Raw genomic sequence first — 12,700 nt, 5'->3', positions numbered from 1 at the left:
AGACCCTTAGGAGCAGGCCCTGGGGCAGGTTACATGGCGCGTATCAAAATTTGCGGAATTACCCGGGTCGAGGATGCGTTGGCTGCCGCTGAAGCAGGTGCCGATGCAATCGGCTTGGTGTTTTATGCACCCAGCCCGCGCGCCGTCACTGCCGTTCAGGCTGCCGATATCATTGCGGCGCTGCCGCCGTTTGTCACCACGGTCGGCCTGTTTGTCGATGCCGAGCCGGACTATGTGCGTGAAGTGCTGGGCCAGGTGCCGCTGGACGTGCTGCAGTTTCATGGTGATGAGTCCGATACCTATTGCCGCCAGTTCGGGCGGCCCTTTCTGAAAGCGGTCCGGGTGCAGTGTGCAGATCAGTTGGCCGACGTTGCATCGCGCTGGCCTGGGGCCAGCGGAATCTTGCTCGACAGCTACAAGCCAGGTGTTCCGGGCGGCACCGGTGAAGTGTTCGACTGGACCCTGGTGCCGCTCAAGCGGGAATGGAATCTGGTGTTGGCCGGGGGGCTGACAGCAGGCAATGTGCATCAGGCGATCCGTGAGATGCGCCCCTGGGCGGTCGACGTCAGTGGTGGCGTCGAGGCAAGCAAGGGCATCAAGGATGTGGCAAAAATTAACGCGTTTGTACAAGAGGTGAAGCGTGTCTGACTCCAACCCCATCGATTATTCTGCGGTCCCTGATGCGCGTGGGCATTTCGGTCCCTATGGCGGCCGCTTTGTGTCCGAGACGCTGATGGATGCACTGGACGAGCTGGAGCGCGTGTATCGCAAGCTGTCTGCCGATCCCGAATTTCAGGCCGAGTTTGATCGCGATTTGGCCCATTATGTTGGCCGCCCGTCGCCGCTGTATTTTGCCGAGCATCTGACCGACAAGGTCGGTGGCGCGAAGATCTATCTCAAGCGTGAAGACCTTAATCACACGGGTGCCCACAAGGTAAACAACACCATCGGCCAGGCGCTGCTGGCCAAGTTTATGGGCAAGCCGCGGGTCATTGCCGAAACCGGCGCCGGTCAGCATGGTGTTGCCACGGCGACCGTGGCGGCGCGTCTTGGCCTCAAGTGTCAGGTCTATATGGGCGCCGAGGACGTGCGCCGGCAGGCGCTCAACGTCTATCGCATGAAGCTGCTGGGCGCAGAGGTCATTCCGGTGACCTCAGGTTCGCGCACCCTGAAGGACGCCATGAACGAAGCCATGCGCGACTGGGTTACCAATATCGATGACACCTTCTACATCATCGGTACGGTAGCCGGGCCGCACCCGTATCCTGAGCTGGTCCGTGATTTTCAGTGCGTGATTGGCCGCGAGGCGCGCCAGCAGTGTCTGGAACAGGCGGGCCGTCTGCCTGATGCGCTGGTTGCCTGCGTTGGTGGCGGCTCCAACGCCATTGGCCTGTTTCATCCGTTCCTCAATGATGAGAGCGTACGTATGTACGGCGTCGAGGCGGGTGGTCTTGGCATTGAGACCGGCGAGCATGCGGCGCCACTGAGTGCGGGCAAGCCTGGTGTGCTGCATGGCAACCGCACCTATCTGATGTCCGATGAGGCGGGGCAGATCATCGAGACTCACTCCGTGTCCGCGGGCCTTGACTATCCTGGGGTCGGCCCTGAGCACAGTTGGCTGAAGGATATCGGTCGGGTTGATTATGTTGATGCGACCGACGACGAGGCGCTGCATGCGTTCCGTGAGCTGACCCGTGTGGAGGGCATCATGCCCGCGCTGGAGTCCAGTCATGCGGTCGCCTACGGCATGAAGCTGGCGGCGCGCATGAGTCCTGATCAGATCGTGGTAATCAACCTGTCAGGTCGAGGCGACAAGGATATTCACACCGTCGCCGGTATCGACGGCATCAGCATTTAAAAGAGATATTCATGAGCCGAATTGAAGCCCGTTTTTCCGCTTTGCAGGCTGCTGGTCGCAAGGCGCTTATTCCGTATATCACTGCTGGTGATCCGAATCCGGCGGTTACACTGCCCCTGATGCATGATCTGGTAGCCGCCGGTGCCGATGTCATCGAGCTGGGTATTCCGTTCTCCGATCCGATGGCCGATGGCCCGGTGATTCAGCTGGCAATGGAGCGCGCGCTCGAGCATCACGTCAGTCTGAGTCAGGTACTCGAGATGGTTCGCCAGTTCCGCAGCCGCGATAATGAAACGCCGGTGGTACTGATGGGCTATCTGAACCCGATCGAGAAGATGGGGTACGAACAATTTGCCAAGTCCGCGGCAGAGGCGGGTGTTGACGGGGTGCTGACCGTCGATCTGCCGCCGGAAGAGGCGACAGACGTCGTTCCGCTGTTCAAGGCGCGGGGGCTGGATACCATTTTCCTGCTGGCACCGACCACCACGGCAGAGCGCGCGCGGCTGATTTGCGAACAGGCAAGCGGCTATGTCTATTATGTTTCACTCAAAGGTGTGACCGGGTCCAGTGCTTTGAACGTCACCGATGTAGCAGAAAAACTGGACATGCTGCGCACCGTTACCGATCTGCCGATTGGTGTCGGCTTCGGCATTCGCGATGGCGAGTCTGCAGCGGCGGTTGCCGGTGTAGCAGATGGCGTCGTTGTAGGCTCGGTGCTGGTCAATCAGATTGCCGCCAATGCGGACAATCCGGACAAGGCACGTGAGGCCATCGCTGCCATCGTGGCTGACATGCGCAGTTCAATGGACCGCTGAACAAGGCGCTGCCGCTCCTTCCGCAGGAGGGCAGGCTGACATGATAAATTCAGAGAAGGAAAGGCGATGAGCAACTGGTTGGTGGACAAGCTGATTCCCTCCATCGTGCGCTCCGAAGCACAGAAAAGCAGCGTACCGGAGGGGCTGTGGCGCAAGTGTCCGTCCTGTGACGCAGTGTTGTACCGGCCCGAGCTGGAGAAGAATCTGGATGTGTGCCCCAAGTGCAGTCACCATCTGCGTATTGGCGCGCGCCGCCGTCTGGACATTTTCCTCGATCCGGAAGGGCGTACCGAGCTGGGTGCCGAGCTGGAGCCGGTAGACCGTCTCAAGTTTCGTGACAGCAAAAAGTACAAGGACCGCCTGGCTGCAGCGCAGAAGGACACTGGCGAGAAAGATGCGCTGGTTGTCATGCAGGGCAAGCTCAAGGGGGCGCCGATTGTGGCCAGCGCCTTCGAATTCAATTTCATGGGTGGCTCGATGGGCAGCGTGGTAGGGGCTCGCTTCGTGCGTGGCGCTGAAGCCGCATTGCGTGATCGCGTTCCCTATGTGTGCTTCTCTGCTTCCGGCGGTGCGCGGATGCAGGAGGCCCTGTTCTCCCTGATGCAGATGGCCAAGACCAGTGCGGCGCTGGCCCGTCTGCGCGAAGAGGGCATCCCCTTTGTTTCGGTGATGACTGACCCGGTTTACGGCGGCGTTTCTGCCAGTTTGGCGATGCTGGGTGATTTGAACGTAGCCGAGCCCAACGCGCTGATCGGTTTTGCCGGCCCGCGTGTTATCGAGCAGACCGTGCGCGAAAAGCTGCCCGCCGGCTTCCAGCGCAGTGAATTCCTGCTGGCACACGGTGCGCTGGATATGATCATCGCTCGCAGCGAGATGCGCGACCGCCTGGCCAGCCTGCTTTCCATGCTGACCGGCGCGCCGGCACCTGAGCCAGCGGCAGAGGTTGCCGACGAGGCCTGATGTCCCAGCGCAGTCTTGGCCAGTGGCTGGCCGTGCTGGAGGCCTTGCATCCCAGCGAAATCGATATGGGGCTGGAACGGGTACGTGAGGTCGCCGAGCGACTGAACGTGCTTCGTCCGGCACCTCGCGTTTTCACCGTTACCGGTACCAACGGCAAGGGGTCGACCTGTGCGGCCCTGGACTCGCTGTTGTGCACGGCCGGGCTGCGTACCGGTTGTTACACCTCCCCGCACCTGCATCGCTACAACGAGCGCATCCGTATCAATGGTGCGCAGGCCGATGATCAGTCGATCTGCGATGCCTTTGCTGCCATTGATGCAGCCCGTGGCGATATCTCCCTGACCTATTTTGAATTCGGCACCTTGGCCGCGTTCTGGCTGTTCCAGCGCGAGCGGCTGGATGCGGTCGTGCTTGAAGTGGGGCTGGGCGGTCGTCTCGACGCGGTAAATGTGGTTGATGCCGACGTGGCGGTTGTGACCAGCATTGGTCTGGATCATCAGGAGTACCTGGGATCAACGCGGGAATCGGTTGCGTTTGAGAAGGCCGGCATCATGCGTGCAGGGCATCCTGTTGTCAGTGGCGAACGTGACTTGCCGTCGCCCTTTACTGATGCAGTAGAACGGCTGGGATGTCGGCTGTACCAGCGCGATCAGGACTTTAGTGTTCAGAGTTTTGCTGATGGATCCTGGGTGCTTGACGGCATTGACGGGACTGGTAACCGCCGTCAGCTGCGCCTGCCTGCGGTCAGTCTGCCGCGCGATAACCTGGCTGTGGCATTGCAGGCGTTTTGGGCTGCCGGGTTCGATCTGGCTGATACCCTGATCTGTGCGGCGCTGCGGTCAGCTACCGCAACGGGACGTCTGGAGGCGCGCCAGGTTCTGTGGCAGGGAGCGGTGCGTGATCTGCGTCTGGATGTCGGTCACAACCCGCATGCGGCTCGTTTTCTGGCTTCCAGCCTGGGTGCCGATGCGGCGCGTCCGCGGGTAGCCGTATTCGGTCTGTTGTCTGACAAGGACCTGAACGGGGTCGCGGCAGAGTTGCACGGGGTGTTCGGACACTGGTTTACCGCCCCTTTGCCAAGCCCGCGCAGCCGCTCTGCCGAGGATCTGGTCCAGGGCCTGACCGCGGCTGGCGAGCCGGCTTCAGCCCATGCATCCATCGCCCGGGCGATTGAGCAGGCGCTGGAGCAAACCGACTCGGCGACCGAAGTTGTGATATTCGGGTCGTTTTTCTGCGTCGCCGACGCCATACTCTGGCTATCTGAACATGCCGGAGTAGCGCAGAATGGATGAGGGTCTGAAACAGCGCATCATTGGTGCGGTTGTATTGATCATTGCGGCTGTGGTGTTTTTGCCGATGCTGCTGTCTGGGCAGGACGAGACGGTACAGGTTGAGGTTGATGTGCCTGAGGCGCCGGTGCTGGCTCCGCAGGTAATTGAGCCCGTCGCGCCCGCGCCGCTGCCCGCGCCTGCGGAGGTTCCGGAGCTGCCTGTCGCGCTGCCGGACGTGCCGGTTGATTCTGCGCCGGCAGTCGTCCCATCCGCTCCAGTGCAGCCCGTTGCGCCAGCCCCGGCATCTGCGCCGGAGCCGGTAGCGACGCCGGCTGCGCCCGCGCCTGCGCCGGTCGCGTCGGGTGACTGGGTTATCCAGCTGGGCAGTTTTTCCAGTGCCTCCAATGCTGACGGCTTGAGCAAGGAGTTGCGCGCCCAAGGTTACAACGCCTACACCCATAGCGTAACCGTGCAAGGCAAGACCAGCACCCGCGTATATGTCGGGCCGCTGGCGAGCCGTGAAGCAGCCAATCGCCTGCGCGATGAACTGGAGCGCAAGCGCGGCAGCAAGGGTTTTGTTGTGGCGTACGATGCCGATAGCGGTCGAGGCTGATTATGCAGTTTCGATGGGCCGCGCAGCTCTGCTAGAATGCCTGCCTTTGTAGAACAGGGTACTTCATCGTGTCTTTGACCTGGGTTGACTGGGCTATCGTCGCCATCATTGCAGTCTCGGCCCTGATCAGCCTGACCAGAGGCTTCGTCAAGGAAGCCCTCTCCCTGCTGACCTGGGTTATTGCCGGCCTGGTTGCCTGGCTGTTTGGCGGAGCACTCGCCGAGTTGCTTGTGCCCTATATTGAAACGCCTTCCCTGCGCGTCATCGCCGCGTGTTCCATTCTGTTTGTCATGACGCTGCTGCTGGGCGGGCTGGTCAACTATCTGATCAGCCAGTTGGTCAAGGCAACGGGTCTCAGCGGTACCGACCGCTTTCTTGGCATGGTTTTCGGCGCAGCGCGCGGTGCGCTGCTGGTGGTAGTCGCAGTCGGTCTGTTAAGCCTGGCCCCCGTTGAAGCGGATGCCTGGTGGCGCGAATCGGTGGTGATTCCCCATTTTCTGCTGGTCGCTGACTGGTCGAAAAATCTCATTCTGCAAATGGCGGGTCGCTGATCCGGCACTCCCGGACAGCGCCGCCCTTAATCGAGAAGGTACTCAGGCATGTGTGGCATTGTTGGCATAGTGGGCAAATCGAACGTCAATCAGGCGCTCTATGATGCCTTGACCGTCCTGCAGCATCGCGGCCAGGACGCCGCCGGCATTGTAACCAGCGATCAGGGGCGACTCTTCCTGCGCAAGGATAATGGTCTGGTACGCGATGTGTTCCATCAGCGTCACATGCAGCGTCTGGTAGGTCAGATGGGTATCGGACACGTTCGCTATCCGACCGCCGGCAGCTCCAGTTCTGCCGAGGCCCAGCCGTTCTACGTCAATTCGCCCTACGGCATCACCCTGGCGCACAACGGCAACCTCACCAACGTCGAGCAGCTGTCGCGCGAGATCTATGAATCCGATCTGCGCCACGTCAATACGACCTCTGATTCAGAGGTGCTGCTGAACGTATTTGCCCACGAGCTGGCCGTACGCAACAAATTGCAGCCGACCGAGGAAGACGTCTTTGCTGCGGTCAGCCAGGTGCACAAGCGCTGTCGGGGTGGTTACGCGGTAGTGGCCATGATTACCGGGTACGGTATTGTCGGATTCCGTGACCCCCATGCGATCCGTCCCATCGTGTTTGGTCAGCGTCACACCGACGAGGGCGTCGAGTACATGATTGCCTCTGAAAGCGTTGCGCTCGACGTGCTGGGCTTCAGCCTCATCCGCGATCTGGCGCCGGGCGAGGCAGTGTATATCACCGAGGATGGTCGACTGTTCACCCGTCAGTGTGCCGAGAATCCGCAATATTCGCCGTGCATTTTCGAACATGTATATCTGGCTCGCCCTGACTCGCTGATGGACGGTGTGTCGGTCTACAAGGCCAGGCTGCGCATGGGCGAAAAGCTGGCAGACAAGATTCAGCGCGAGCGCCCGGATCACGACATTGACGTGGTCATCCCGATCCCGGATACCAGCCGAACCTCGGCGTTGGAGCTGGCCAACCAGCTGGGTGTGAAGTTCCGGGAGGGGTTCGTCAAGAACCGCTATATCGGCCGGACCTTCATCATGCCGGGTCAGGCTGCGCGCAAGAAGTCGGTTCGCCAGAAACTGAACGCCATTGATCTGGAGTTTCGCGGCAAGAACGTGTTGCTGGTAGATGACTCCATCGTGCGCGGCACCACCTGCAAGCAGATCATTCAGATGGCACGCGAGGCCGGAGCCAAGAACGTTTACTTCTGCTCGGCTGCACCGGCGGTGCGCTATCCCAATGTGTATGGCATCGACATGCCCAGCGCCCACGAACTGATCGCCCATGGTCGCACCACGGACGAGGTTGCCGAACTGATCGGCGCCGACTGGCTGATCTATCAGGATCTTGATGACCTGAAAGACGCCGTTGGCGGCGGCAAGGTCAAGATTGAACATTTTGACTGCGCGGTATTCGATGGTCAGTACGTCACCGGCGATGTCAACGAACAGTACCTGGATCGCATCGAGCGTGCTCGTAATGACGCGGCCAAATCGACGGTCGAGCGGGTCAGCGAAATCATCGGCCTGCACAACAACTGATGCCAGTCGGCAGCGCCAGCGCTGCCCTGTATGAACGAGGTTTTTGCATGACCGAACAATGGCAACCTGGCCGTCTGGACAGTGATCTTGACGGGGCTGGCTTCGACACCCTGGCGGTACGCGCCGGTCAGCGGCGCACGCCTGAAGCAGAGCATGGCGAAGCCCTGTTTCTGACTTCAAGCTATGTGTTTCGCAGTGCCGCTGATGCTGCTGCCTGCTTTGCCGGTGAAACCAGCGGCAATGTCTATTCGCGTTATATGAACCCGACCGTACGCACCTTCGAAGAGCGGATTGCGCTCATGGAAGGCGGTGAACAGGCTGTTGCCACAGCCTCCGGCATGGCGGCCATCCTGACAACTGTTATGAGCCTGTGCTCGGCCGGTGACCATATTCTGGTGTCGCGCAGCGTCTTCGGCGCCACTGTCACGCTGTTTGAAAAGTACTTCAAGCGCTTTGGCATTGAGGTCGACTATGTACCTCTGACCGACACGGCCGCCTGGCGTGACGCCTGCAAGCCGAACACCCGGATGTTCTTTATCGAGTCTCCGTCCAATCCGCTGGCCGAGCTGGGCGACATTGGCGCGCTCGGCGCGATTGCCCGCGAGCATGGCGCGTTGCTGGTAGTCGACAACTGCTTTTGCACGCCGGCACTGCAGAAGCCGCTGTCGCTGGGAGCCGACATCGTCGTGCACTCGGCAACCAAATACATTGACGGTCAGGGCCGCAGCATGGGTGGCGTGGTAGTAGGGCGTCGTGAGCACATGCAGGAGCTGGTAGGCTTTTTGCGCACGGCAGGGCCGACCCTCAGCCCGTTCAATGCCTGGGTATTCCTCAAGGGCCTGGAAACGTTGCGTCTGCGCATGCGAGCCCATTGCGAGTCCGCGCAGCAGATTGCCGAGTGGCTGGAGCAGTGTCCGGAAGTTGAGCGCGTCTATTACGCCGGCTTGCCGTCGCACCCGCAACACGCCCTGGCCAAGGCCCAGCAGAGTGCCTTTGGAGCGGTAGTGAGTTTTGAGCTGCGCGGCGGTCGTGAAGCTGCCTGGCGCTTCATCGACGCGACGAGAATGGTGTCCATTACCGCCAACCTCGGTGACGCCAAGACCACCATCACGCACCCGGCGACCACTACCCATGGCCGCCTGAGCGCCGAGGCACGCGAAGCGGCGGGTATCCGCGAGGGGCTGATTCGACTGGCTATCGGCCTGGAAGACCTGGCGGACATCAAGGCCGATCTGCAGCGCGGATTTGACGCCCAGCGCTGAGTTGTCTGCGCAGTTGCGTGCTTTGTCACATCAAGGCCGGAGAGTTCACAGCTCTCCGGCCTTTTTGTTTTAGCGTCCTCCATGCCGCAGGGATAGTGCTGAAGCCGTGTTCCTTCAGTGCGGCACTTCTCACATATACGGAGGATGGAAAATGCGTCACTGGATTAGCATCTTGGGTGTTGTTCTCAGTCTCTGGCTGGTATCTCCCGCCTGGGCCCAGGAAGTGTCTGTACCAACGGTCAATATCAATACCGCCGGCGCGGCAGAGATCGCCGAGGTGCTGCAGGGGGTAGGGCAGGCCAAGGCTGACGCTATCGTTGCCTACCGCGAGGAGCATGGTGCTTTCGGGTCGGTAGCTTCGCTGGCCGAAGTGAAGGGGATTGGCGCCAGCACGCTGGCGAATAACGAGGGGCGGATTGTGCTTGAGTAAATAGGCCCGGGTTGGTGTTTCCGGGCAATGGCAGAGCGGCGCCGCAAGGCGCCGCCTCTGTTTCAGGTGCGGAGCTTGCTGACCGCTTCGGTCAGCTGATGGGCCAGTCGAGCCAGCTGGTCGCTGGTGTCGGCACTGTGTGCGGTCTGTTCTACGGTACGTTCGGTCACGTCCCTGATTTCGACCACGCTCTGGGTAATGGCATCCGCCGCCAGGCTCTGCTGCTCGACCGCCGATGCGATTTCGCTGTTGCCCTCGCTGATCTGACTGACGGCCGCAGCGATATCCTGCAGAGACTCACCGGCATCTTCAACCTGCTGGACCGAGTCATGGGTCAGCCCGGCGCTGGCCTGCATATCCTCGACAGCTACCTCGGTGCCGGTCTGCAGGGCTTCGATCATGCGCTGAATGTCATCGGTAGAGTGCTGAACGCGCTGGGCCAGGGCGCGCACCTCGTCTGCGACGACGGCAAATCCGCGACCAGACTCACCCGCACGTGCTGCCTCGATTGCCGCGTTCAGGGCCAGCAGGTTGGTCTGTTCGGCAATCTCTCGAATTACCCGCACTACGCCGCTGATTTCCTGACTGTGAGTTGACAGCTGGTGCATGTGCTCGGTGCAGCGGTCGATGCTGGTGACCAGGCCTGCGATGGTCTTGCGAACCTGCTGTACCTTGTCCCGGCCCTGAATGGCGAGAGCATTGGCCTGACTGGACTGATCACGGGAAATCGAGGTGCTGCCGGCAATATCCTGTACCGTCGCACTCATTTCGTTGACGGCTGCGGCGACCTGATCGGTCTCTCCCTGCTGCACTATCATGCCGTCGCGCATACGGGTCATGGTCTCGGCCAGTCCGCGGGCACGCTGATCCAGTTCCAGTGCCGCCTGGCGTACCGAGCCGACGACGGCCTGCTGGGACTCCTGCATGGCATTGAAGGCTCGGGCCATCGAGCCGACTTCATCGCGCGCACTGCCAGGCGCACGCAGTGTCAGGTCACCGGTGCTTTCCACTGCCAGCATGACGTCGCGCAGGGTGATGATATGGCGGGTGATGAACAGAATCAGCAGTTGCGAGAAGAACAGCACCATCAGCATCAGCGCTGCCACCACGATCGCATAGAGTGGCGCGCGTTCAAGTAACAGCTCGGTGAAGCCCTGCCGTTCCACGGCCAGAGCGCGGCCCTCTACGGCTGACCAGGCGCCAATGTAGCGATCTTCGGTAATGCCGAGTCTGGAGGCCTCCAGCCAGCGCCCTGGTTGTGTCTGTGCGGCAGTCGGTGCTGTGATCCAGCTCAGGCCGTGCACCTTGCCGTCGGAGGGCTGTTCGCTGGCAAGCACGCTGGCCAGTTCCTGTCGGGTCTGTTCGATGCTGCGTTGCTCGACCCAGATGGCAACCAGTACGAGCATCAGCGTTGCTGCGAAAGCAACACCGTTGACTGCCCAGAACTTGTATTTCAGTGGCAGGTTCTTGAAGGCTTGCATGCATACTCCAGAGCATGTTGAAACAGGTGATCCTGACTGGCAGGCGGCACAGGGCCGTCAGTATGTGCCGTCACTCTGATATATCGGTTGATCCCGGTCAAACTTGAAGGGTTGTATGTAACACAGGCTTCGGCAGGGCGCTGGCGCTTCGGTTATACTGCGCGCAACTTCAGGGTCTGTTCCCGTGCGCCATGACCATGATGAAGCCGCTTTTGCGTCAAGCTCTGTTCGGCAGTGACGGCTGGTCCGCCAGTATAACCGCCGGAGGGTGACGCAAGCGCCGGTTCATCCTTCGGGCTGGCATCATAGTCAGCTGCGCGGCGCTGCGGGACCTGCCAAGGGAATAATCCATTGCCTGCGTCCTGGACTGCAGATCGCTACCCGACCGGGAGCATGTTCCGATGCTGCAAGGCGAGCGAACCAGACGGGAAAAGGCCCCAGAAAAGACAGCTTATGACCCCTGCGCTAACGCAACCCGTAATGATTGATGATGACGCCGAGTTGGCACGCTGCTGCGACCAGTGGCGTCGCCTGCCCTTCGTTGCCGTTGATACCGAATTTGTTCGCACCGAGACATTTTACCCGATTGCCGGTCTGATCCAGATTGGCGATGGCGAGCGCGCCACGCTCATTGATCCGCTGGGTATTGGCGACTGGACGCCCTTTGTCGCGCTGCTTGAGGATGCTTCTGTAGTCAAGGTCCTGCATGCATGCAGTGAGGATCTTGAAGTCTTTTCCAGGCTGTGTGGCGCGCTGCCCGCGCCGCTGTTCGATACCCAGCTTGCGGCAGCCTTTCTCGGCATGGACTTTTCCATGGGGTACTCCCGGCTGGTCAGTGCGCTGCTGGATATCGATCTGCCCAAGGATGAGACCCGCTCCGACTGGCTGCAGCGGCCCCTGAGCCCGGCCCAGATTGAGTATGCCGCCCGTGACGCCCAGCACCTGGCAGAGCTCTATCAGATTCTGGCTCCACGTATCGCCCAGGCCGGCGTGGCCGAGTGGCTGTTTGCCGACACCGCTGAGCAGGTCGCAGCCTCTGGCCAGATGATCGAACCAGAGCAGGCTTATCTGCAAGTCAAGCAGGCATGGCGGCTGAAGCCGGCCGAGCTGGCGATCTTGCGCCCGCTGGCGGCCTGGCGCGAACGCGAGTCCAGGGCTCGCGACATCGCCCGTAACCGCTTACTGCGTGAACGCACGCTGGTACCGCTGGCGCAGCGCCAGCCCGATACCCTGCAGGCGCTGTCGCGCATTGAGGACATGCATCCTCGGACCGTGCGCCACGAGGGTGAAACCATCTTGCAGCTGATTCGCGAGGGCCGCGCAGTGGCTCCCTCAGACTATCCCGAGGTTCTGCCGGAGCCATTGCCATCGGCTGCCAATCGGCTACTCAAGGCGTTGCGCAAGGTTGGGCAGGATGAAGCCGAGAAACGGGGTATCGCAGTCGAGATCATGCTGCGCAAGAAAGTACTTGAAGCCATGGTGCGCACTGGTTATCCCTCTGGCCCTTATCGACTGCCGGATGAGTTGACCGGCTGGCGTCGGGAACTGATGGGTGAAGCATTGTTGAAAGCCGCCAACGGTGCGGTGGAGGTAGCTGAATGAAAGTGTTGTGTTCGATCTTTCGGAGCACGAAAAAGCAGGGCATGTATCTGTATGTGCCCCGGGAAAAGGGCTTGAGCGAACTGCCCGAGGCGTTGCTGCAGTTGTTCGGGCGGGGTGAGCATGCGATGGATCTGGTGTTGCATGAGGAGCGTAAGCTGGCTCAGGAAGACATCCTTACTGTGTTGCAAAACCTGAAGGAGCAGGGCTTTCACCTGCAAATGCCGCCGCAGGAAGATGACTATATTCAGCATCTGCCGCCGGAGTTGCTGAATCGGAATGACCCGATCTGATTGAGCTCTGATT

13 protein-coding genes are annotated in these 12,700 nt (G+C 60.7%); 12 read left to right on the top strand and 1 reads right to left on the bottom strand.

Annotated elements, in window-relative coordinates; all coding sequences use genetic code 11:
* Positions 1 to 33 precede the first annotated feature (33 nt).
* The 10 genes from B7O88_RS08520 (at position 34) to B7O88_RS08475 (ending at position 9,314) form a co-directional block, all read left to right on the top strand.
* Positions 34 to 648, top strand: a complete 615-nt coding sequence (locus B7O88_RS08520) for a phosphoribosylanthranilate isomerase (RefSeq protein ID WP_088275183.1) — start codon at positions 34 to 36, stop codon at positions 646 to 648.
* Positions 641 to 1,858 (top strand): tryptophan synthase subunit beta, encoded by a 1,218-nt coding sequence (gene trpB, locus B7O88_RS08515; RefSeq protein ID WP_088275181.1) that lies wholly within the window; start codon positions 641 to 643, stop codon positions 1,856 to 1,858. Before B7O88_RS08520 ends, trpB begins: the two co-directional genes overlap by 8 nt.
* A gap of 11 nt (positions 1,859 to 1,869) precedes the next feature.
* Positions 1,870 to 2,673 carry a tryptophan synthase subunit alpha gene (gene trpA / locus B7O88_RS08510; RefSeq protein WP_088275179.1) on the top strand — a complete coding sequence of 268 codons (804 nt, stop codon included), beginning with the start codon at positions 1,870 to 1,872 and terminating at the stop codon, positions 2,671 to 2,673.
* A gap of 66 nt (positions 2,674 to 2,739) precedes the next feature.
* Entirely contained in the window at positions 2,740 to 3,633 is an 894-nt protein-coding gene (gene accD, locus B7O88_RS08505; RefSeq protein WP_088275177.1) for an acetyl-CoA carboxylase, carboxyltransferase subunit beta, read from the top strand.
* The gene (folC, locus tag B7O88_RS08500; protein WP_088275175.1) at positions 3,633 to 4,925 is read left to right on the top strand and encodes a bifunctional tetrahydrofolate synthase/dihydrofolate synthase; all 1,293 of its coding nucleotides are present in this window, start codon (positions 3,633 to 3,635) and stop codon (positions 4,923 to 4,925) included. Before accD ends, folC begins: the two co-directional genes overlap by 1 nt.
* On the top strand, positions 4,918 to 5,517 hold the full coding sequence (locus B7O88_RS08495; protein WP_088275173.1) for an SPOR domain-containing protein: 600 nt from the start codon (positions 4,918 to 4,920) through the stop codon (positions 5,515 to 5,517). The genes folC and B7O88_RS08495 overlap by 8 nt, the downstream gene beginning before the upstream one ends.
* A 68-nt stretch (positions 5,518 to 5,585) precedes the next feature.
* Positions 5,586 to 6,068 (top strand): CvpA family protein, encoded by a 483-nt coding sequence (locus B7O88_RS08490; RefSeq protein ID WP_088275171.1) that lies wholly within the window; start codon positions 5,586 to 5,588, stop codon positions 6,066 to 6,068.
* Positions 6,069 to 6,116: 48 nt separating this feature from the next.
* On the top strand, positions 6,117 to 7,622 hold the full coding sequence (purF, locus tag B7O88_RS08485; protein ID WP_088275169.1) for an amidophosphoribosyltransferase: 1,506 nt from the start codon (positions 6,117 to 6,119) through the stop codon (positions 7,620 to 7,622).
* A 47-nt stretch (positions 7,623 to 7,669) separates the two neighbouring features.
* Positions 7,670 to 8,884 (top strand): O-succinylhomoserine sulfhydrylase, encoded by a 1,215-nt coding sequence (locus tag B7O88_RS08480; RefSeq protein WP_088275419.1) that lies wholly within the window; start codon positions 7,670 to 7,672, stop codon positions 8,882 to 8,884.
* 151 nt (positions 8,885 to 9,035) lie between these two features.
* The gene (locus tag B7O88_RS08475; protein WP_088275167.1) at positions 9,036 to 9,314 is read left to right on the top strand and encodes a ComEA family DNA-binding protein; all 279 of its coding nucleotides are present in this window, start codon (positions 9,036 to 9,038) and stop codon (positions 9,312 to 9,314) included.
* Between the two features lie 62 nt (positions 9,315 to 9,376).
* On the opposite strand, the gene B7O88_RS08470 is transcribed toward B7O88_RS08475, so the two are convergent.
* Positions 9,377 to 10,795, bottom strand: coding sequence for a methyl-accepting chemotaxis protein (locus tag B7O88_RS08470; protein ID WP_088275165.1), 1,419 nt, complete (start codon positions 10,793 to 10,795; stop codon positions 9,377 to 9,379).
* 480 nt (positions 10,796 to 11,275) lie between these two features.
* On the opposite strand from B7O88_RS08470, the gene rnd reads away from it, so the two are divergent.
* Together rnd and B7O88_RS08460 are read left to right on the top strand one after the other, a co-directional pair.
* Positions 11,276 to 12,397, top strand: a complete 1,122-nt coding sequence (rnd, locus tag B7O88_RS08465) for a ribonuclease D (protein ID WP_328587509.1) — start codon at positions 11,276 to 11,278, stop codon at positions 12,395 to 12,397.
* Complete coding sequence (locus tag B7O88_RS08460; protein WP_088275161.1) at positions 12,394 to 12,687, top strand: YcgL domain-containing protein; 294 nt, start codon at positions 12,394 to 12,396, stop codon at positions 12,685 to 12,687. Before rnd ends, B7O88_RS08460 begins: the two co-directional genes overlap by 4 nt.
* Positions 12,688 to 12,700: the final 13 nt, after the last annotated feature.

Source organism: Halopseudomonas aestusnigri, from assembly GCF_002197985.1.
Taxonomy (GTDB): Bacteria; Pseudomonadota; Gammaproteobacteria; order Pseudomonadales; family Pseudomonadaceae; genus Halopseudomonas; species Halopseudomonas aestusnigri.
Note: the sequence above shows the minus strand (reverse complement) of the source record. Positions and strands in the feature narration are given on the sequence as shown.

Coding starts and splice junctions, on each gene's coding strand:
- B7O88_RS08470 (WP_088275165.1), bottom strand. CDS start 10,795: ATGCAAGCCTTCAAGAACCTGCCACTGAAATACAAGTTCTGGGCAGTC.
- B7O88_RS08520 (WP_088275183.1), top strand. CDS start 34: ATGGCGCGTATCAAAATTTGCGGAATTACCCGGGTCGAGGATGCGTTG.
- B7O88_RS08495 (WP_088275173.1), top strand. CDS start 4,918: ATGGATGAGGGTCTGAAACAGCGCATCATTGGTGCGGTTGTATTGATC.
- purF (WP_088275169.1), top strand. CDS start 6,117: ATGTGTGGCATTGTTGGCATAGTGGGCAAATCGAACGTCAATCAGGCG.
- folC (WP_088275175.1), top strand. CDS start 3,633: ATGTCCCAGCGCAGTCTTGGCCAGTGGCTGGCCGTGCTGGAGGCCTTG.
- accD (WP_088275177.1), top strand. CDS start 2,740: ATGAGCAACTGGTTGGTGGACAAGCTGATTCCCTCCATCGTGCGCTCC.
- B7O88_RS08480 (WP_088275419.1), top strand. CDS start 7,670: ATGACCGAACAATGGCAACCTGGCCGTCTGGACAGTGATCTTGACGGG.
- B7O88_RS08460 (WP_088275161.1), top strand. CDS start 12,394: ATGAAAGTGTTGTGTTCGATCTTTCGGAGCACGAAAAAGCAGGGCATG.
- rnd (WP_328587509.1), top strand. CDS start 11,276: ATGATTGATGATGACGCCGAGTTGGCACGCTGCTGCGACCAGTGGCGT.
- B7O88_RS08475 (WP_088275167.1), top strand. CDS start 9,036: ATGCGTCACTGGATTAGCATCTTGGGTGTTGTTCTCAGTCTCTGGCTG.
- trpA (WP_088275179.1), top strand. CDS start 1,870: ATGAGCCGAATTGAAGCCCGTTTTTCCGCTTTGCAGGCTGCTGGTCGC.